This is a genomic window from Microcoleus sp. PH2017_09_SFU_O_A (assembly GCF_020738625.1).
GTDB lineage: Bacteria > Cyanobacteriota > Cyanobacteriia > Cyanobacteriales > Microcoleaceae > Microcoleus.
This window is the reverse complement of record NZ_JAEQCF010000006.1, coordinates 167,056-187,408: the sequence shown is the minus strand read 5'-3', so window position 1 is coordinate 187,408 and position 20,353 is coordinate 167,056. Positions and strand designations below refer to the sequence as shown.

Below are 20,353 nucleotides of genomic sequence, written 5' to 3'. Positions count from 1 at the left end.
AGACTATTAGTAGCGGTAAGGTGTGCAGTTCCCACCCTACCAACAGAGTTATATCGCTAATCATAGAGGATAAAAAATAATGTCTAAGCCAGTTATTTTGTGTGTTGATGATGAGAGAATTGTGTTAAATAGTCTGAGGACGCAACTGTCAAGAGCATTCGGTAGTGATTACCTCTATGAAGGAGCGGAAGATGCGGATGAAGCTCTAGAGTTAATCGAAGAACTTAATGAGGAAGATATAAGTATTATTTTGATTATTTCTGATTGGCTAATGCCGGGAATTAAAGGAGATGAGCTGCTGATTCGGATTCACAAAAAATTCCCCAAAGTTATTAAAATTATGCTAACTGGTCAAGCTGACGAAGCAGCGATTAACCGAGCTAAGAACGAAGCGAATCTCCATTGCTGTTTGTCTAAACCTTGGTCGGAAGCCGAACTGTTGGAAACGATTAAATCTGGTTTAGCGCAACTATAGCCGAGTTGTTGAAAACTATTAAATCCGGTCGGTCTCAATTATGGCTCTACAAGTAATTGTCTGTGTTGATGATGAGAAAACTGTACTCCGAAGTCTGAAAGCAGAACTTCAAGAGGCAATCAGTAATGATTATATCATCGAAATTGCTGAAGGTGGGGAAGAAGCATTAGAATTAATCATGGAATTGCTAGACGATGGCTATGAAGTCCCGTTAATTATTTCCGACCATATTATGCCTGAAATGAATGGAGATGAGCTGTTAAGGCGAGTTCATATCATTTCACCCAAAACTCTGAAAATCATGCTCACAGGACAAGCAGATATTGAAGCGGTAGGAAATGCTATCAAAAATGCAAATTTATATCGTTATATCGCCAAGCCCTGGCAGCAAGAAGACCTGAGTTTGACGGTAAAAGAAGCTGTCAATAGTTACCATCAAAACAAACTGTTGGCGGAACAAAATGCCCAACTCCAGCAAATGAATAGCGAGTTGGCAAAGTTAAACTTTGACCAAGCATTACTGATTGCCCAACTCAATGAAAACGAAAATCGCTTGACACAGTTTTTGGAAGCAATGCCAATTGGTGTGGGGGTGCTGGATGCTGAGGGCAAAGTTTACTATATCAATCATAAAGCCAAAGAGATATTTGGTAAGGGAGTGGTGCCGGATATAAATTCAGAACAATTGTCAGAGGTTTATCAAACTTATCGAGCAGGCACCGATCGAGAATATCCTCCTGAAGACTTGCCAGTTGTGCGGGCGTTGAGAGGAGAAAATGCCGCTGCTGACGATGTAGAAGTCCACAACGGCGACAAAATTATTCCCTTAGAAATTTCGGCAACTCCTATCTACGATCGCACCGGAAAAATTACTTATGCTATTAATACCATTCTAGATATTACCGATCGCAAAAAAGCTGAAGCCGAGCGCAAAAATCTGATTACAGAACTTTTTCAAGTTAATAGTAATCTGGAACTGGCGCTAGATACAGAAGTAAAAATCACTGAGGCGACAAGTCGCTTTGTACCAAATCAGTTTTTATCTTTTTTGGGATATGACAGTATTGTTGATGTTAAATTGGGAGATGCGGTAGAGTTGGAAATGTCGATTTTGTTTTCTGACATTCGCGATTTCACAACGATTTCGGAACAGATGACACCGCAAGATAATTTTAAATTTATAAATTCATATTTGAGTTATATGGAACCGCTGATTGTGGAAAATCATGGGTTTATTGATAAATATATTGGCGATGCAATTATGGCTTTGTTTAGCGAGGGCGCTGACAATGCTGTGAAAGCGGGGATTGAGATGCTGCATACTCTTGCTGAATACAATCAATATCGCGTTTCTATGGGCGATGTGCCGATCCAGATTGGGGTGGGAATTAATACTGGTTCTTTGATGCTGGGTACTGTTGGCGGACGCAATCGGATGGACGGTACTGTGATTGGCGATGCGGTTAATTTGGCTGCTCGGATTGAAAGTTTGACGAAGAATTACGAGGTGCCGCTGTTAATTACTCAGCAGACTGTCGATGGCTTGAGAAATCCTGCTGATTATGGGATTCGCGTGATTGATAAGGTTCAGGTTAAGGGGAAGTCTGCATGGGTTACTGTTTATGAGGTTTTTGATGCAGATTTGCCGTTCGTTAAAGCGGGGAAGTTGGCTACTTTGCCAGTGTTTACTGAGGCTTTGTCTTTGTACAATATCTATAATTTTACTGAAGCGGCGGGGTTATTTGCTGATTGTTTGCGGCAAAATCCGGGGGATAGGGTGGCTCGAATTTATTTGGCTAGGTGTCAGTAGTTAGTTGACAGTTGACAGTTGACAGTTGACAGTTGGCAGTTGTTATTTGTTATTTTTGAATATCTCGCAATAATCAATAACTAATAACGTTCGCGAGCGGGGACGCTCGCACTAATAGCGTTCGCGAGCGGGGACGCTCGACTAATAGCGTTCGCGAGCGGGGACGCTCGCACTAATAGCGTTCGCGAGCGGGGACGCTCGCACTAATAGCGTTCGCGAGCGGGGACGCTCGCACTAATGACTACTGACTACTGACTAATTTGCTCGATCGGCATTTCGATGATAAATTCGGCTCCTTGCCCTGGTGCAGACACGCAAGTCAGCATCCCGCCGTGCTCTTGGAGGACTCTGTAGGAAATGGACAGGCCCAAACCGGTGCCTTTGCCTGCGGGTTTGGTGGTAAAAAAGGCCTCGAATAATTGCTGGCAAACTTTTTCGGGCATACCGGGGCCGTTGTCAGAAACCCGAATTACAGCATTGGAGTTTTGGACTTCCGTCTTAATTTTAATCTTGCTGCGGTTAGCTTTGGCTTCGAGAACCGATCGCCCTGCGTTGTATTCCTCGATCGCGTCGATCGCATTTCCGATCAAATTCATAAACACCTGATTGATTTTACCGGAATAGCACTCAACTAAAGGCAAGTTGCCATATTCTTTAATTACGGCAATTTCGGGATAGTTGCCTCGGGCTTTCAGGCGGCTTTGCAGGATTAGCAGCGTTCCTTCAATGCCTTCGTGTAGATTAACCTTGGTCATTTGAGAATCGTCTTTGCGAGAGAAATTTCTGAGCGATCGCACAATTTCCCGAATGCGATCGGCTCCAATCTGCATCGAAGAGATAGCTTTTGGCAAATCTTCTAAGAGAAAATCTAGCTCGATATCCTCAATTTTCTGTTGAATTGATGCCGGTGGCTGTGGGCAGTGCTGCTGGTACATATCGATTAAATTCAGCAAATCTTCGGTATAGTGACCTATGTGGACGAGATTGCCGCAGACGCTACTAACGGGATTGTTAATTTCGTGAGCAACACCGGCTACCATTTGACCGAGGGTAGACATTTTCTCGGTGTGAATTAATACTGCTTGAGTTTGCTGCAATTCCTGTAAAGTATGTTCGAGCTGAAGTTTTTGCTGGGTTAACTCGGTTTGCGATCGCAGCAAAGCTTCCTCGCTGCGTTTTTGTTCGGAAATATCAGTAATTAACCCTTCCAAAGCGAGCAATTCGCCTGAGTCGGAATATACTCCCAAACCTTGCTCCCAAACCCATTTTAATTCCCCGTTTTTAGAAGTTATGCGGTAATTTAACTGATATGGTCGATTTTCTCGCAGGGCAATTTCTACGGCATTACAGAAGATTTCGCGATCGTCCGGGTGAGTCAATTCCGATAGAGAAACTTGCGGGGTGCCGATAAATTCTTCGGGAGAATAGCCGGATAATTGATAGCAGCCTTCGCTGACAAACTCCATACTGCGATCGGCATCGTTGCGAAAGCGGTAGGCCATCCCCGGCAAATTGCTCATTAGGGTGGACAAGGCGCGCTGGCTTTCCCGCAGGGCTTCTTCTGCGTGTTTGCGATCGGTAATATCTGTCATCACCACGAGCACGCAGAGTTCCCCCTCCAAATGAATCAATTCGGCTGACACCAAACACACCACCACCGATCCCGACTTCACCCGAAATTCGCATTCGGCGTTGCGAACAACACCCTGTACTTGCAGCAATTGCCTAAAATCAAGTCTGTTTTGAGGCTTTACCCAAATATTTAATCCCGCTACTGTATTGCAGGTCATTTCTTCTAAACTGTAACCAGTTATCGATAAAAAACTATCATTAGCTTCTATAAAACGACCCTCAGCAAAAGTAGTAATAGTCATTGGATCTGGACTCGATCGAAAAGCCTTAGAAAACTTTTCCTCCGACAAACTCAACCTTTTAATAGCTTCTTCCAACTGACTTGTCCGCTCTTTAACCCGGCATTCCAATACCTCGTTAGCCTGCTTCAGAGCAACCTCTGCCTCCACCCGATAAGTGATATCGCGCACCACGGCTTGCAGCCGCATTTTGCCGCCGATATCCATAGAAGTTAACAGCACTTCCGCCGGAAACTCTGAACCGTCCAAACGGCAGTGTACCCAGTCAAAACGACTATTTCCTGTTTCCATAGCCGTATTAATTCGCTCTAGAGAAAGACTCATAGAATCTTGCCCGTTCGGTTGCAGCCGCGGGCTAAATTCCGAAGGATGCTTGCCACAAAACTCCGATTCACTGCTGCATCCAAATAAAGTTAAAGTAGCCGGATTGCAATCTAAAAAACTCTTTTCGTCTAGCAGCATTACCGCATCTGTCGTCGATTCGTACAGAGTGCGAAACTTTTTTTCTGAAGCTTGCAAAGAAGCAATCAACTGCATTCTTTCTTCTCCAGCCCGCTTTTGGTTAGTAATGTCCTGCATTACTTGAGAAAAGCCCTGCAACTCTCCGCTTTCATCCCGCAAAGGAGTCACAATAATCTTCGCCCAAAATCGGGAGCCATTTTGGCGGAACCGGTAGCCTTCACTTTGATATCTACCTCTTTCGCTAGCTGTGATTAATTTTTCTTGGGGTTTGCCAATTGCAATATCTTCAGGCGTATAAAAGCATTCAGAATTTTTCCCAACTATTTCGCTAGATTCATACCCCAAAATTCTTTTGGCTCCCGAATTCCAGCTTGCTACATACCCCTTAGTATCTAGCATGAATATAGCATAATCTTTAACACCTTCTATTACCATTCGCAGGCGTTCTTCACTTTCTCTAAGCCTAGATTCGGCATTTTTGCGCTGGGTAATATCTTCGACAAAACCTTCGTAGTAGAGCAATTGACCGCCTGGGTTGCGGACTGCGCGGGCATTTTCCGCGATCCAAATTACTGTTCCATCTCTGCGATAAATCTGCGACTCAAAATCTGACACGATGCCTTTTGCTTGCAAAGCAGAAATAAAATCATTGCGGCGATCGGGATTGACGTAAAGCTGATCGCTAATATTAGTCAGACTGTCCATCAATTCTTCGGCAGAATTATATCCGTAGATGCGAGCCAAAGCTGGGTTAGCGCTGATGTAGCGACCGTCATGGGTTGTTTGGAAAATGCCGGAAACAGCATTTTCAAACATACTCTGATATTTTGCTTCCATTTGGTGCAGTGCCTCCTCTATATTCAGGCATTCTATCGTTTTATTTTCTAATTTACAGTCGTTCGTTTTGTTTGCTAATTTTTGGTGTGCCATTTTTGAATACCCTGGTGTGTTTTTGTGAAAGATTCAATATTGTTGAGTGTCTGTTAGTAGTATAGATGCTGGATCGCCAAGTCGATAAATCCACCGCCGAGCCGTGCGATCGTTGTTGTCAAGCCTTAATTGCTTGCAACACATATCAGGACACAACGCTGTGTTGTGTCCCTACAGAATATGTGTATTGGATCCGATCGAGAACGGCTAGAGTCTGAGATTCTCCGGACACTGCTGTATTTATTGACTTCATCTACTGCGCCGTTAGTTGTTAGTAGAGTTACGAAAGTTTAACCAGTCGGGTTTATTTTATTTTGAGCTACAAATGACTGTCAAAATCGGATTTGCCAATCAATCTGCTGAAAGTTGCGATCGTTCGATCCAAACTCGTCTGTTAAAAGCTTCCTGAATAAATGAGGAATAATTGTACAGGCTGAAATTAGCTGTAAACTGTTTTTTCCTGTTTCGGCAGTGACTTTGACAACGATCGCTCCAAAGTACAGTACCAACTGCTGATTTTTTAGACGATCGCCCCATCGGCTGGCAAACTTGCTGCAAGCAATCCGCCACTCTAGCTGAATGCTGCCACCAATGGTGCCAGTTACCATTGATTTTTGCTGGCAGATTATATAGCTGACGGTCGATCGCTCTTTAGTAGATGAGGCCCCTATCTAAAATTGTCACAATCCGAGGGAGCATTGTTGTATCAAAAAATTCATATTGGGCTAGTTTCGTGGAATAAATTCTGTAGCCGTTACATAAATCCTACCCAAAGCGACCCAAAATTAGGCAATGTTGGATGCCTCGGGGCTTCGTTTACTTCCTGCTTCATCCTGGTAGTGTCGGCACTTGTCCAGTCCACAGGCTAACCCCGCCTAACTGACGGTTTTTGACAAATTGATTGCCGCATTTAAGTCGCGGTCAATCTTAAAACCACAATGGCTGCATTCAAACATTCGCTCACACAGAGAGAGTGTTTCTTTTTTGGTTCCACAATTAGAACAGGTTTTTGAGCTTGGGAACCAACGGTCAACTATTACCAACTTTGAACCGTACAACTTGCACGCTCTAGGTTAACTGGCGGCGGAACTCAAAGAAACCCATATCAGCAACTGATGCAGCCAGTTTATGATTAGCCATCATCCCGGATACATTCAAATCCTCTATAACTATTACACCGTGGTTTTTGGCAAGTAATGTCGTTAGTTTGTGTAATGTATCTTTACGGATGTTAGCTATCTTTCTATGCAATCTTGCTATCTCGTTCTGTGCTTTTTGACCATTACTCGAACCGATGACTTTATGGCGACTAAACCATTGCATCCTTGAGAGTTTTGCTGCGTATTTTTTGTAAGATTTAGCACCTATAACTACTTCACCTGTTGAGAGAGTAGCCAATGCTTTAATACCGAGGTCAACTCCTACAATATTTGTTTGGCATGATTCTTGTTGTTCTACATCAAACCTGAAACTGATAAACCACCTGTCGGCAATCCGGGATATCGTGCAAGATTTAGTCAATACTTGCGGTAACTTTTCATAAGTTTTAATGACGCCAATTACAGGAACTTGGATTTTGTTGCTCGCGCTGATTTTGACTGTTCCTTCTAATGTGAAAAAATCTCCCCTTCCTTTTTTCTTAAACTTCGGTACGCCAGCAGTCTTTTTAAAACACCGTTTCCATGCTTCTCGCAATGCTATTAATGCGATCTGCGGTGTAGATTTGCTGCACTCGTAATACCAAGCATTCTCTGATTTTACCATAGCTACTAACAGTTTGTGCAGGTCAATAGCTGTAGGAAATTTGAGTTTTTCGTTGGGGTTTGCTTGATTGTGGTCGAGAATGTTTTTGGTCAACCACAGTCCCCAATTCCAAGCGTGACGAGCTACCCCGCAATGTTTGGCTAGCAGTATTCGCTGTCGGGCATTAAGTTTTAATTCGGTTTTAAATCCGAGTAGCATGGCATTCCTTTATTTGGCTCGCGGCATATATTTCTTGCTTGCACTGTCTGATTGTGACCAATATCAGACACCGCAGCAAGTATGGAAAATCTAACAGAAGACAAAAGCTACCCACGATCGGGCGCATATGGGCAACTTTGTCTAACAATCTAGTTACAGTTTTTCGCCCTGCTGTCATTTTGGCAAAAATTTGGGTCAGGGCGCGCCAAATGTCGGCAGCAACTCTGGTAAAATCCCGATCGACACTCGGCCCAGGCCCGACATCAAACAGCCCACCCCAGCAAAAAATTCATTGTCGCTACATGACTGATTCTTCCGTACTTACAACACCAGATATATCCGCAGCTTCAACTTTGACAGCGGATTCTCCCCTGTGGCCAGCCCTGCTGCAACAACTGTTAGACAGACAATCTCTTTCGCACGTCCAAGCTGCCGACTTAATGCAGGGATGGCTGGCAGAAGCCATACCCCCCGTGCTTTCAGGAGCCATTTTAGCAGCCCTCCAAGCCAAAGGCATCTCGGCCTCAGAATTAGCAGGAATGGCTCAGGTATTGCAGTCTCAGTCCCTGACGGGCGAGTCCCAGAGCGTTGTCGATCGCCAATCTCCCATCTCGAATCTCAAATTAATTGATACTTGCGGCACAGGCGGCGATGGTGCGTCCACATTTAACATTTCCACTGCTGTAGCCTTTGTGGCTGCTGCGGGCAAAGTTCGAGTCGCCAAACACGGAAATCGATCGGCATCCAGCAAAGTCGGTTCGGCTGACGTGTTGGAAGCACTCGGAGTCAACCTGGGCGCCGATCCTGCCAAGGTAAAAGCTGCGGTAGACGCTACGGGCATCACCTTTTTATTTGCGCCTGGGTGGCATCCCGCACTTAAGGCTGTAGCATCGCTCCGACGCACTTTGAAGGTGCGGACTGTTTTTAACCTTTTAGGGCCGCTCGTCAATCCTATGCGCCCTACAGGGCAGGTAATCGGGGTGTTCGATCCCAGTCTGGTATCAACTATTGCCCAAGCTTTGGGCGAGTTGGGAACTGAGTTGGCGATAGTCGTTCACGGCCGAGAAAAGTTGGATGAGGCGGGTTTGGGTGATGTGACGGATTTGGCGGTTTTGTCGGGCGGCCAGGTTGAACTGACAAGTTTGCATCCGGAACAGGTAGGATTGACGCCAAGTGCGATCGGCTCGTTAAAAGGCGGAAATGTTGAGGAAAACGCCGAGATTTTGAGCAACGTGTTGCAAGGCAAAGGTACAGCAGCACAAATGGATGTTGTAGCTTTGAATGCGTCTTTGGCTTTTCAGGTGGGAGGTGTAATTCCGATCGGTTCCCACGCAGCAGGAGTTACTTTGGCCAAGGAGATTTTATCGAGTGGTGAATCTTGGTTGAAGTTGCAGCAGTTGGTGGAGTTTTTGCGGTGAAGGAATAAGTTCGGCAACGATCGATGTGCGGGATTTAACGGATTAATCAAGGTACAAGGTACGTAGTTGGGCTTTAGCCCTCTATACAGGTATGTTGAAAGAGGGCTGAAGCCCAACTACGTACTTATTTCCATGATGACAAGAAAAGCACCCTGCTTTTTAAGGGGGATGCGAGGGAAATCTGTGGGTAACAAAAAGTGTTAAGTGAACCGTATTGCGTTACATCTGTTACATAATCCGCTGCCGAACTTCTCTCTATGAGCGCGAGCGAAATTCAATCACATCTTGCTTAATAGTCACATCTTTATTACCAAAAAAATCGTGACCGAGCAGCCCAATTTCTAGTGCTGGGGAGATGGGTACAACTATATTATTAATCGCCAAACCGCCAGCTTCAATTGAAGTAAGACTGCCGAGAGAAAAAGTAGCCTCTCCGTTCGGAGTTTTTGCTTGCACGGTTCCTTTAGGAACTATCCCCAAAGCGGTAGCCATTGCTGGTGTAATGACGGTGCGGCTGGCTCCCGAATCCACCATCATCTCAAACTTTTGTTTGCCATTAAAGGTGACTTCTATGACTGGGATATTAGCTTCTCGGCGTTTAATTTTGACTAGAAACACTCCCGACTTGGTATCAGGCGAAGCAGGCGAAGCAGGCGAAGCAGGCGAAGCAGCGGGAGTCGATTCTTGAGGGAGAAAACCGCATACCGATCGACTCAAGCTGACAGTTTGACCGCTGGAGTTCCGCATAAAGCATCCCTCGCTCTCTTGAGCTGTCGCTCGCGAAGAGTAGACGGCGGTGTCAAGTAAAATTGAGCTGCTCAGAGAAATAACTGCTGTTAAAGCCAGTAAAGGTTTCCGCAGGTTTTGAGGGTTCAGCAGAGGCTTGATTGAATTGGAGGATAAAGGTAAGGGAGATTGGCCGATCATAATTTGATTAAACGGTTTAGCTCGATCGTAACAACGACAACTGCCTTTTGGCATAGATAGCCCTGGACTCCGGCACCAACACATTCTGCCTCGGCTGGCACAAATTCCAATAATATCTGTATATTGCCGGCTAGCATCAAATCCCAGGCAGTGGTAAGAATTAAACCAAACGACTGTAATTTAAGGATGCCATGTCACTTTCAACTGCACAACCCGCTCTCCTAGTCCTAGCTGACGGTACTGCTTACCGCGGCTGGTCTTTTGGCGCTGACGCCACCGTCGTCGGCGAGGTCGTATTCAACACGGGAATGACGGGCTATCAAGAAGTTTTGACCGATCCGAGCTATTGCGGTCAAATTGTCACTTTTACTTATCCAGAATTGGGCAATACCGGGGTAAACCTCGAAGATGAAGAATCTTCGCGGCCGCAAATCCGAGGTGCGATCGCCCGTAACGTATGCAGCCGACCCAGCAACTGGCGCTGTTCAAAATCCCTGCAAGATTACCTAAAACAGTACGACATCCCAGGTATTTACGGCATCGATACCCGCGCCCTGACTCGCAAAATTCGCACCGTAGGAGCCATTAACGGCGGCATTTCGACCGTGATTCTCGACCAGGCGGAGCTTTTGGAGCAAGTCCAAGACGCCCCCAGCATGGCCGGGCTGAATCTGGTGAAGCAAGTAACCACCCGCGAGGTTTACGAGTGGTCTGAAGCCACGGATGCTGTGTGGGAGTTCAGTCCGACAGTTAAGCCTGCTAATGGCAAAATGTGGACAGTGGTAGCCCTAGACTTTGGCGTCAAGCGCAACATCCTGCGCCGTTTGGCGAGTTACGGCTGTCGGGTAATTGTTGTACCCGCCGACACGTCAGCGGAAGCAATTCTCAAATACAACCCGGATGGCATTTTTCTGTCCAACGGGCCTGGAGATCCTTCGGCGGTAACGGAAGGGATCGCGACGGCGAAAGCTTTGTTGAAGTCGGACAAACCTGTGTTCGGCATTTGCATGGGACACCAGATTCTGGGCATTTCCTTGGGTGCGGAAACTTTTAAACTGAAGTTCGGGCACCGGGGATTGAATCATCCAGCAGGTTTAACTCAGCAGGTAGAAATTACTAGCCAAAATCACGGTTTTGCGATCGACCCTGATTCCCTAGTCCCGGAAGTAGAAATTACTCACCTCAACTTGAACGATCGCACCGTAGCCGGATTGAAGCACAAAACCTTACCCCTGTTCTCAGTCCAGTACCACCCAGAAGCCAGTCCGGGCCCCCACGACGCTGACTATTTGTTCGATCGATTCGTCCAGTCAATGCGAGACAATCAGAAAGTACCAGCTTAGTCATTGGTCAATAGTCAATAGTCATTAGTCATTAGGAAACATGACCGATTACCAATGACTGATGACCTGTTTGGCCAATGACCTGTTTGGCCAATGACCTGTTTGCCCCATGCCCCATGCCCCATGCCCAATGCCCCATGCCCCATGCCCCATGCCCCATGACCCATAACTAAAAAACTGTAGACAAAATACCAAAAAACTCCTATAATGAAGCCTCGACTTTAAGCCATACCTAGCTAGGAGGGTGTCATTCCTGAGTCATTGACCCTGACCGTTAGCCTCAGAGGCACTCGCGAAGTCAAGAATAACCATCAGTTATTTCGCTTGACTGGCCTGCTGGACGCTTTTTCTGAGGCCACTTTTCGGAAGGTACTAAGCAAATGTATTGACGAGGGCCCAAAACACGTAATTTTGGACTTGTCTCAGATAGATTTTGTGGATAGTTCAGGCTTGGGCGCACTTGTGCAACTTGTCAAGAAAGCCCAAACCATGGAAGGGACATTGCAAATTGTCTCAAATCCCCGCGTAACTCAGACTGTTAAACTGGTTCGCTTAGAGAAATTTTTGTCTTTGCAGCCTTCGGTTGATGAGGCGGTAAAAAACGTCAAGGATGCTTGACGCTACAGTGGGTTTAATTCGCTATCCGGCGATCGATGCTGGATAGCAAATTCTTATGGTTGTGCCGCGAGTTTTCAGCTCGCTTGTCTGTAGAAGATCTCAGTTTCTCACAGAGCACACTCCTGTGAAAGCTATAATTATCTGAAGTGACAAAAGACGAAATAAGTAAGTGTAGAAAAGCCAAGCTGTGCCGAAGTTTTATTTAAAAAAGTATGTCGCCGATCGCCGATGACAACCCAAAGCTGAGTCTGACAGATCTCGGTTTAGATCGAATCCATCCTCCGAGGGCGACACCCGCAGAAATAGAAAGAATTTCGCCCGCAGCATGGGCATATTTGGGGGATGCAGTTTACGAACTCTACATTCGGAGTTCGTATTTAATGCCACCGAGAAGATTGCAAGCTTATCACGAATTGGTGGTGGGGCAAGTACGAGCAGAAACTCAAGCGCGTCACTTGCGATCGATCTCTCCTTACTTGAACAGTACAGAATTAGCAATTGTCAAGCGCGGCCGCAATGCCGTATCGGGCCGTTCTAAGCGAGCAGATCCAGAAATATACCAACAAGCCACCAGCTTAGAAACGTTGGTTGGATATTTGTACCTGACAGACCCCGAAAGATTGACCGAAATTTTGGGATTTTTAGAACTTGATACTGAAAGTATTTAGCCGAAATTTGGGAAGAGTGAGGAATTAATTGATAATTCTGGCACGGTTAGCCTAAAACAGCAAAAAGCTCGCGAAGACAAACAAGATTGATATGTCGATCGTTAGCAAGTTAAGCAGCAGTAAAATCCTTGCTCCCTCAATCTAACATCTAAAATCTCAAAGCCCTAAGATTGCTCCCTCAATCCTAAATCCCAAATCTAAAATCTAAAATCGTGTTGACCACAACAAACAAATGAGAAAATTTACTAGACCAAACTCCTCGCGATCGAATTCCGACAGCAAGCCCTGGAGCAGCGAAGGCCGCCGTCAGGACTCACAACCGTCCTCTGCCAGATTTGAACGCAAGCCCCGTCCCGACACTCGCCCAACAGACGCCCCTCAAAAGCGATCGACCTTTTCGCCCCAATCCCGAGAAATGCCCGTGCGAGCAATTTTCAAACGGAGAGTCGATTCCGACAGCCAACCGCCCACCGGCAGAAAGAATTTCCCCGACAGAGACAGAGACGGAGACGGATACAGCAGCCCGCGGCCAGCCCGCAACAATTTCCGAGACAGAGACAGCAGCCCGCAGCCAGCCCGCAACAATTTCCGAGACAGAGACGGCAGCCCACAGCCAGCCCGCAACAATTTCCGAGACAGAGACGGCAGCCCACAGCCAGCCCGCAACAATTTCCGAGACAGAGACGACAGCCCACAGCCAGCCCGCAACAATTTCCGAGACAGAAACAGAGACAGCAGCCCGCAGGAATCCCGGGGCAATTATTACAAAGACAGAGACAAAAACAGAGACAGAGATAGTAGCCCGCCGGAATTCCGCGGCAACCATTTCCGAGACAGAGACAAAGACAGAGACACTCGCCCGGTAGACACGAACTCAAATACAGTCGTGCAGCCAGACGCAGACACAGATGACATGATTTACGGCCGCCATGCAGTGCAAGCAGCCTTAGAAAGCAACCAAGTCCTGAACCGAATTTGGGTTGTCCCGCACCTGCGCTACGATCCCCGCTTTCACAGCTTGCTAACCGAAGCCAAGGCCAACGGCAGCATTATCGACGAAGTTGACGATTTGCGCCTCGACTACATCACGCGCAAGGCAAACCACCAAGGCGTAGCCGCCCAAGTATCAGCTTACGAATACCTGGATTTGAGTGAACTGATCGCACAGGCTAAGGCTGCTTGTGCAGATCCCGTAATTGTGGTAGCCGAAGGACTCAACGACCCCCACAATCTAGGGGCGATTATTCGCACCGCAGAAGCATTGGGAGCTCAGGGGATGGTGATTCCGCAGCGACGGGCAGTTGGGATTACCTCGGCAGTGAGAAAAGTGTCAGCCGGCGCATTGGAAAGCCTGCCAGTGGCAAGGGTTGTGAATCTTAACCGGGCCTTGGAAGAATTGAAAGAGGCTGGATTCTGGATTTACGGCACAGCAGCAGGCGTGGGTGACTCATTAGAGACAATCAACTTCTCCGGGCCGACTGTTTTAGTTGTGGGCGGTGAAGCTGACGGTTTGAGCCTTTTGATACAGCGCGGATGTGATGGATTAGTTTCAATTCCTTTAAGGGGAAAGACTCCTAGCCTGAATGTCTCGGTAGCAACGGGAATGGCTTTATACGAAATTTACCGCCAGCGCGGGCCGAAAAAATTTCACGTCCACGGATAGTCAAATTGGTTGAAAAAAACAGCACAACAGAGTAATTTATGTAAGTAGCTAAAGCCTGGTTATCGGTGTCTCTAGCTACTGAGACCTCACTAGCAAAATATCGAGTAGAATGTCACCTGAGAAAACACCTAATATGTACTCAAATTAGAGCCCAACTGCATAACAAACAGATAACTCTGAGGATAAAGCACTTTGGTTATTCCCAATAGGTAAGCAACTACGGTGATGCAAAAATATGCGAATGCCGCCAAAACATTGAGCGGTAGTACCCTCCGAACAAGTAATAATACATCGGCCGCCGTTACGGACAGGCGAAAGTAGAAGGGGCCTTCTCCTTACTGTCAAACAGGAAATCGACACCAATCTATTTAGATATTGACTTTAAATAGGTTTGGATTGTTTCTTTGTAGCATTAAAGCCGCGTAAATAACAAAAGCGCAGGCGTTGCCCGCAGCACCCTGAAAACACCGTTAAATACATTAGAAGAAAAGCAGATGAAAGAACTCTTGATTAGCTTGCTCAACTTTTTCGGATTGGCTTGGTGGGTTGAAGTGAAAACTTCAGCGCCGCGGTGTATTTACTATTTTGGCCCCTTCTTGACGGCTCAAGAGGCGGAATCTGCAAAAGCAGGATATATAGAAGACATAGAAAATGAAGGTGCAGAAGGTCTGAGTGTTTCCATTCAGCGCTGCAAACCTATTGCTTTGACGGTTGCAGATGATTTGGGAAAGTTTGGTGAGGGAGGGTTGTTGCCTGTTTTGAGCAGCCAGTAGCAGCAGGAATTTTGAGTTTTGAGTTTTGAGTTGTCAATTTAAATCCGGCAATATCGGAATTATACCCTGCAAGGGAACCCCGATCGCCATTTGGGACGATCGCACTGTTTAACTCGGATGCCAACGCCAACGATATAGCTTCAAAACTCTAGACGGTTGGATGATTGATTGCTTCTAAAAATTCAAAACTCAAGACTCGGAATTGCCAACTGCTTGGGGGTGACTCTCAATCCACCGATCGATATCTGTGACTACCCGATCGGGAATTTCCCAAGGAAATAAGTGGGCTGTATTGGGATAGCACTGCCACTGACTGTCCTGAAGGTGGCGGGCTGTTTCTAAACTGGATGCTGAGGTGATATGTCGATCGCCCTCTCCGGCCAACACCAAGCACGGACATTGAATCTCGCCGAGTTGTGGTAAGCGATCGTATCCGGCTCTGAGAGCGGTATTTAACGCCTTTGTCGCCTTGTGGGAAGTCTGGAGGTAGGCGGGAGTACCTGCTGCGGCTAAGTAGCGGTAAGGGGTCGCTGTATGCTGCTGGATTAAGTAGCGAAAGAGCGATCGCCTGCCAAAAGTATCAATATTCCACTGCCAACCGGGTACCACCCAGTTGATAATTCCGGCTAAACCGGTGTAAAGATTATCTTGCCAAGAAATGGGCGGGTGACTTCCGCGCGGTTTGGCTGCGGATGCGAGGAGAATCAAACCGGTGACTCGCTGGGGATATTTCATGGCTAATTCCAGGGCTAAAATGCCTCCCAAAGACCAGCCGATGACTAAAGTGCGATCGACTCCCAATCGGTCTAGAAGTGCCTCTAAATCAAGCAAGTGGTCGGTCATTTCAAAGGAATTTGAGGTGCGACTGTTGCCATATCCGCGCAAGTCTGGGGCGATCGTCCGAAACCGCTGTGATAGGTGTTCTGTGAAGACAGACATACAATCGCCGGAACCGGGATGGCCGTGCAAGCAAAGGATCGGAAATCCTTCGCCTTTGACGGAAACGTTGAGTTTTGTGTGGGACATTTTCTGATTTGGCGATTATATAAATCTACGTTATTAAGGTATGTTGTTGCGCTTCAGCGCTCTTGTCTATATGAAAGAGCGCCCAAGCGCAACAACGTACCTAATTATGTTAATCGCACTTTAAACCTGCCGCAGCCGCTGTCGGATACTTGACGGGAACAAAAGCAAGGCCTAACTGCTTTCCGACAAAGAGTTCTTCATTGAGCGGAGTTCCTTCGATGTATTCTTGAATTAAGTAAAAATTTCCATTTTCTGGAAAGCGATGAACCTAGGAGTGCACTCGCACTTATAGAGTTCCTCCAGGGCTTTAGCTTCTTTTTCAAATAGTGCTTTTGCTCCTTGCAAAACTTGCGAATCTTTAGATTGAGGAGGCAAAATTTCCTTGACTACACAAGGAGAATTTTCTAGTTGCTTTAAATCCTTAGCTGTATAGGTAATCGCAAACCCTCCCCGCCCCAATTTTTCGATAATTTCGTAGCGATCGCACAGAATATCTCCTGGATTCAGGCACATAAATTTTTAACAAGTTTTCACATTTTTAAAAGCTGGGATTATTACTAATATAATCGGCAATTTTAGCAATAGACTTGCGGATTTGTAGATCGCCACTGGTGCGGCTGTCTATCACAGTCATCACATAGGCTTCGCCGTCAATGTTCATCGCTAAAGTTGTGCCTAGCACCAGGGAATTCTCCCCGGTTTTTTCGCCCAACCACTGAGCTTTACTTCCTTTCAAGGCGGCAAATCCCAAAGCGCGATCGTACTGCTGGTTGAGAGTTTCTACTAACAGTTTAGCGCCCGGTGTTTCGCCGTTGTAAATTTGCACCATCATTTCGGTGAGTTCGTTAGCAGTTACGCGGTTGGGCCCGGAACCGGGGTTGGCGGGCATAGTTTTTTCCCCCATTAATTTGAAGTTCACGCGGGTGACTTGGTAGCCGCGATTTTCTAAGAATTGATTGATGTAATCGGAACCCAAATAATCGATCAGTTGATTGGTGGCGATGTTGCTGCTGCGATCGATCATTTCTTCTAACAGTAGTTGTACCGGGTAATTGCGCCTAGACAAAATCTTCGTCGATGAGTCTTCGGTGAAATTGCCCGGATCGACGAATACTTCATGGTTCAGACTGATTTTTTCTTTGTCGAGTTTTTGCATCAGGGCGACAGCTATCGGCACTTTAATTAAGCTGGCCGGGCTGATAGGAGGCACATCGCCCCGGAGGTTGACGCACTCTCTAGAAAGGTGGCAAATCCCGATCGACGCTTCATTCGACAAACCGCTTGAACGGGCAACCTCTGCCAAAAAATCGGATTTTGCTTGCTGGACTTGAGAGGTTGCTACGGTTAAATTTTCCCGGTATTCTTGAGCTTTGGAGGCTGTGAGGGGAGCTAAAAATGAATTTTGCGGAACTTCTTGTAAGTTGTTGAGGGCCTGGTGCCACAAAAATTGAGTTTGCTGCGAAGATTCGATCGACTGATTTGACTTCCCTCCCGTTTCTACGGCTCGGTTGGCTAAACGGACTGCTTGCTGTAAGTTGTCGTTAGATCTCTGTTCTACTAATATTTGAACTTCCACCTCTTGCAACTGCTGTACCAATTTTTCTTGAGAATTGCCGGCGAAGGGAACTAAGCCAGAGAGCAGGGTTGGTTCTGGGGAGGGTGAGGCGGGTTGTTCTAGTTGGGTGACGAGCCGATCGCGAATTTTGTAGAGTTCGTCTAGGGAACGCGGATTAGATGATTGAGCAAGTGAACTGGCGATGGTTAACACCTGAACCAGTCCGATGCTGGCTGCTACTGCCGCCATCTTGTTTGCGATCGACAAAAAACGGCTGAACCCTGGCATACTCGACATCCTCAACACAACCAAATTCAATCTAATCAGCTATTATTGCACGATTCAAACGATTTTAGATTTTAGATTTTAGCCGCAGCCGTAGGGTGCGGATACATCGACAATCCTCAAGAAAGAGCGACAATCGATCGAGCGACGCACTTTTTCTTTTCAAGGGATGAGGAAACCAACCCAACATTTTTGTGGTAGCAAGCTTGTTGATAAATCATATAAGGTGCGTCGCCACAAAATTGTGGATTTAATTTAGGGATTTATCGCAGGCGACACACCCTACGAATACTGACAACTGACTAATGACTTCTGCCAAAATAAAGGGAGCGATCGCACCCAATGGCGATCGACCCCTCTAAAATATTGCGAACTATCTACTTTCTGCGGCGGCGCCGCCAATCAACACCCAACCGCTTGAGGTAATCCCAGCCGCGTTGGGGCCAAACATGAGCGCTACCAGTCTTTTCAGCAATCCAGCGAGCTACTTTGGGGCCTGTCCAGTCTCCGCCGTCGGGGGCGGGGCCTTGCAGGGCTTGTCGCAGTTCTTCTTGCTGTTCGGGGCTCAGCAAGGATTTGGCAGGAGGGGGCTGGCGGTCTCCGCTGCGGTTTCTCACAGAGTTAGGCCCTTCTCGGTTGTAGCGCTGGACAATTTCTTTGGCGTAGTCGTAGTTAATCCCTACGACTTGGGCTGCTTGTTTGATAGTCCAATTTCGGGAAACTAAGAGTAGCAAGTGCCAGCGGCGCGACTCTGTGGTGTTTTGTGCCTGCCGGTAGCGAATTTTGAGTTCCTCTGCCGTCAGGTGAGATTCTAAGTGAGCTTTAGGTGGCATTCCTCCAACGGGGCATCGGGAACTTCTTACCATATATCTTTGGTTTTGGGGAGAATTCCGGATGAAATTGTCTTCTTGGGGATCGTCGCGGCAAATACGTAGCTTTTTTTACCGCAGATGCAAGCATAGAGACGCAGTTGAAGAAGGGCTGTAAGTGCGTGCAATTGCCAGCTATATTGGCTAAGTGGCTGAAAGTAGAAATGATAAAGGTACGAGCATGGCATCCATCCGCGAGTTGCACCGACAACTGGTCAATAAAGAACGCTCTGCTGTGGAAATTACTCAAGAAGCATTAGACCGAATTACCCAGCTAGAGCCGAAATTGAAAAGCTTTCTGTGCGTGACAGCAGACAGCGCATTGGCGCAGGCCCACAAAGTGGATGCCCAAATCGCAGCAGGCGAGGCAATTGGGTTGTTGGCCGGCATCCCGATCGCCGTTAAAGACAATATGTGCACCGAGGGCATTCCCACAACCTGCGCCTCTCGGATTTTGGAAAATTTTGTCCCTCCCTACGATGCAACCGTCGTCTCCAAACTCAAAGCAGCCGGTGCGGTGATTCTGGGCAAGGCCAATATGGACGAGTTTGCCATGGGGAGCTCGACGGAAACTTCGGCCTATCAAGTTACCGCGAATCCTTGGGACTTGGAGCGCGTGCCCGGAGGTTCTTCTGGCGGTTCTGCCGCAGCGGTAGCCGGCGGAGAATGCGTCGTTAGCTTGGGTTCGGATACTGGAGGTTCGATCCGCCAACCTGCTGCTTTTTGCGGTTTGGTGGGGCTGAAACCGACCTATGGGTTGGTTTCTCGTTACGGTTTGGTGGCCTACGCTTCTTCTCTCGATCAAATCGGGCCCTTTGGCCGGACTGTTGAGGATACGGCGATTTTGTTGGGGGCTGTCGCTGGTTATGACAGTAAAGATTCGACGAGTCTCAATGTCCCAATTCCTGACTACGCCCAAGCTTTGAGACCCAGTTTGCGACCGAAGGGTCAGATTAGAATTGGTGTAATTAAAGAAACTTTTGGCGTCGGGTTGGACTCGGCGGTTAAAGACGCCGTGACAAAGGCGATCGAGCAATTTCAACAATTGGGCGCAGAAATTCAAGTCGTTTCTTGTCCCCGGTTCCGCTACGGTTTGCCCACTTACTACATTATTGCTCCCTCGGAAGCTTCGGCGAATTTGGCGAGATATGATGGAGTAAAGTATGGTTTCCGATCGCCCGATCCCGAAAATCTTTTGGATATGTATGCCAAAACTCGCGCTCAAGGGTTCGGTGCAGAAGTTAAACGCCGGATTGCGATCGGCACTTACGTGTTGTCCGCTGGATATTACGACGCCTATTATCTCAAAGCTCAAAAAGTTCGGACTTTGATTAAAGAAGACTTTGAAAAAGCTTTTTCTCAAGTTGATGTTTTGGTCTGTCCCACTGCTCCGACTACGGCTTTTAAGGCAGGCGAAAAATTCAACGACCCCCTGAGTATGTATTTGTCAGATTTGATGACTATTCCGGTGAATCTTGCTGGTTTGCCAGCTTTGAGTTTGCCCTGCGGATTTGATGATAAAGGACTGCCGGTGGGTATACAACTGATTGGTAATGTTTTGCAAGAATCTCGGCTGTTTCAAGTGGCTCATGCTTACGAACAATCCACTAATTGGCACTTGCGTCACCCGGAATTGAATTAATTTTTGAAATTCGGCGGAACGCTGCTGCGGAAGTTAGTAATCGATCTAAAGCTAAT

Annotated in this window: 18 protein-coding genes; 9 read left to right on the top strand and 9 right to left on the bottom strand. The window is 46.9% G+C overall.

What is annotated here, in order from left to right; all coding sequences use genetic code 11:
- Positions 1-79: 79 nt before the first annotated feature.
- Both JGK16_RS04400 and JGK16_RS04395 read left to right on the top strand, forming a co-directional pair.
- The gene (locus JGK16_RS04400) at positions 80-475 is read left to right on the top strand and encodes a response regulator (protein WP_293155470.1); all 396 of its coding nucleotides are present in this window, start codon (positions 80-82) and stop codon (positions 473-475) included.
- 40 nt (positions 476-515) lie between these two features.
- Complete coding sequence (locus tag JGK16_RS04395; RefSeq protein ID WP_293174918.1) at positions 516-2,285, top strand: adenylate/guanylate cyclase domain-containing protein; 1,770 nt, start codon at positions 516-518, stop codon at positions 2,283-2,285.
- A 248-nt stretch (positions 2,286-2,533) separates the two neighbouring features.
- Here JGK16_RS04395 and JGK16_RS04390 read toward each other — a convergent pair whose 3' ends face one another.
- The 4 genes from JGK16_RS04390 to JGK16_RS04375 all read right to left on the bottom strand — a co-directional run bounded on the left by JGK16_RS04390 (position 2,534) and on the right by JGK16_RS04375 (position 7,510).
- The gene (locus JGK16_RS04390; RefSeq protein ID WP_293174915.1) at positions 2,534-5,548 is read right to left on the bottom strand and encodes a PAS domain S-box protein; all 3,015 of its coding nucleotides are present in this window, start codon (positions 5,546-5,548) and stop codon (positions 2,534-2,536) included.
- Between the two features lie 332 nt (positions 5,549-5,880).
- Positions 5,881-6,156 carry a hypothetical protein gene (locus JGK16_RS04385; protein ID WP_293174912.1) on the bottom strand — a complete coding sequence of 92 codons (276 nt, stop codon included), beginning with the start codon at positions 6,154-6,156 and terminating at the stop codon, positions 5,881-5,883.
- Between the two features lie 267 nt (positions 6,157-6,423).
- Positions 6,424-6,591, bottom strand: coding sequence for a transposase (locus tag JGK16_RS04380; protein WP_293174909.1), 168 nt, complete (start codon positions 6,589-6,591; stop codon positions 6,424-6,426).
- Positions 6,592-6,616: 25 nt separating this feature from the next.
- Positions 6,617-7,510: an RNA-guided endonuclease TnpB family protein gene (locus tag JGK16_RS04375; RefSeq protein WP_293174906.1), complete on the bottom strand. Its 894-nt coding sequence runs from the start codon at positions 7,508-7,510 to the stop codon at positions 6,617-6,619.
- 302 nt (positions 7,511-7,812) lie between these two features.
- Between JGK16_RS04375 and trpD the strand changes: the two genes are divergently transcribed.
- Positions 7,813-8,928, top strand: a complete 1,116-nt coding sequence (trpD, locus tag JGK16_RS04370) for an anthranilate phosphoribosyltransferase (RefSeq protein WP_293175013.1) — start codon at positions 7,813-7,815, stop codon at positions 8,926-8,928.
- Between the two features lie 255 nt (positions 8,929-9,183).
- Here trpD and JGK16_RS04365 read toward each other — a convergent pair whose 3' ends face one another.
- The gene (locus JGK16_RS04365; protein ID WP_293174902.1) at positions 9,184-9,909 is read right to left on the bottom strand and encodes a retropepsin-like aspartic protease; all 726 of its coding nucleotides are present in this window, start codon (positions 9,907-9,909) and stop codon (positions 9,184-9,186) included.
- 137 nt (positions 9,910-10,046) lie between these two features.
- Between JGK16_RS04365 and carA the strand changes: the two genes are divergently transcribed.
- The 5 genes from carA to JGK16_RS04340 all read left to right on the top strand — a co-directional run bounded on the left by carA (position 10,047) and on the right by JGK16_RS04340 (position 14,920).
- Entirely contained in the window at positions 10,047-11,198 is a 1,152-nt protein-coding gene (carA, locus tag JGK16_RS04360; RefSeq protein ID WP_293174899.1) for a glutamine-hydrolyzing carbamoyl-phosphate synthase small subunit, read from the top strand.
- Positions 11,199-11,459: 261 nt separating this feature from the next.
- Positions 11,460-11,816: an STAS domain-containing protein gene (locus JGK16_RS04355; protein WP_293155451.1), complete on the top strand. Its 357-nt coding sequence runs from the start codon at positions 11,460-11,462 to the stop codon at positions 11,814-11,816.
- A gap of 212 nt (positions 11,817-12,028) precedes the next feature.
- Positions 12,029-12,484 (top strand): ribonuclease III domain-containing protein, encoded by a 456-nt coding sequence (locus JGK16_RS04350; RefSeq protein WP_293174896.1) that lies wholly within the window; start codon positions 12,029-12,031, stop codon positions 12,482-12,484.
- A 232-nt stretch (positions 12,485-12,716) separates the two neighbouring features.
- A complete protein-coding gene (gene rlmB / locus JGK16_RS04345; RefSeq protein ID WP_293174893.1) occupies positions 12,717-14,147 on the top strand; it encodes a 23S rRNA (guanosine(2251)-2'-O)-methyltransferase RlmB in 1,431 nt (476 codons plus the stop codon).
- A gap of 494 nt (positions 14,148-14,641) precedes the next feature.
- Positions 14,642-14,920 (top strand): DUF1816 domain-containing protein, encoded by a 279-nt coding sequence (locus tag JGK16_RS04340; protein WP_293174890.1) that lies wholly within the window; start codon positions 14,642-14,644, stop codon positions 14,918-14,920.
- Between the two features lie 189 nt (positions 14,921-15,109).
- Here JGK16_RS04340 and JGK16_RS04335 read toward each other — a convergent pair whose 3' ends face one another.
- The 4 genes from JGK16_RS04335 to JGK16_RS04320 form a co-directional block, all read right to left on the bottom strand.
- Positions 15,110-15,946: an alpha/beta hydrolase gene (locus tag JGK16_RS04335; protein ID WP_293174887.1), complete on the bottom strand. Its 837-nt coding sequence runs from the start codon at positions 15,944-15,946 to the stop codon at positions 15,110-15,112.
- Positions 15,947-16,177: 231 nt separating this feature from the next.
- Positions 16,178-16,459 (bottom strand): hypothetical protein, encoded by a 282-nt coding sequence (locus JGK16_RS04330; protein WP_293174884.1) that lies wholly within the window; start codon positions 16,457-16,459, stop codon positions 16,178-16,180.
- 25 nt (positions 16,460-16,484) lie between these two features.
- Entirely contained in the window at positions 16,485-17,789 is a 1,305-nt protein-coding gene (locus JGK16_RS04325) for a serine hydrolase (RefSeq protein ID WP_293174881.1), read from the bottom strand.
- A 374-nt stretch (positions 17,790-18,163) separates the two neighbouring features.
- Positions 18,164-18,619, bottom strand: coding sequence for a helix-turn-helix domain-containing protein (locus JGK16_RS04320; RefSeq protein WP_293175010.1), 456 nt, complete (start codon positions 18,617-18,619; stop codon positions 18,164-18,166).
- A 217-nt stretch (positions 18,620-18,836) separates the two neighbouring features.
- Between JGK16_RS04320 and gatA the strand changes: the two genes are divergently transcribed.
- Positions 18,837-20,297 carry an Asp-tRNA(Asn)/Glu-tRNA(Gln) amidotransferase subunit GatA gene (gene gatA, locus JGK16_RS04315; RefSeq protein ID WP_293175005.1) on the top strand — a complete coding sequence of 487 codons (1,461 nt, stop codon included), beginning with the start codon at positions 18,837-18,839 and terminating at the stop codon, positions 20,295-20,297.
- Positions 20,298-20,353: the final 56 nt, after the last annotated feature.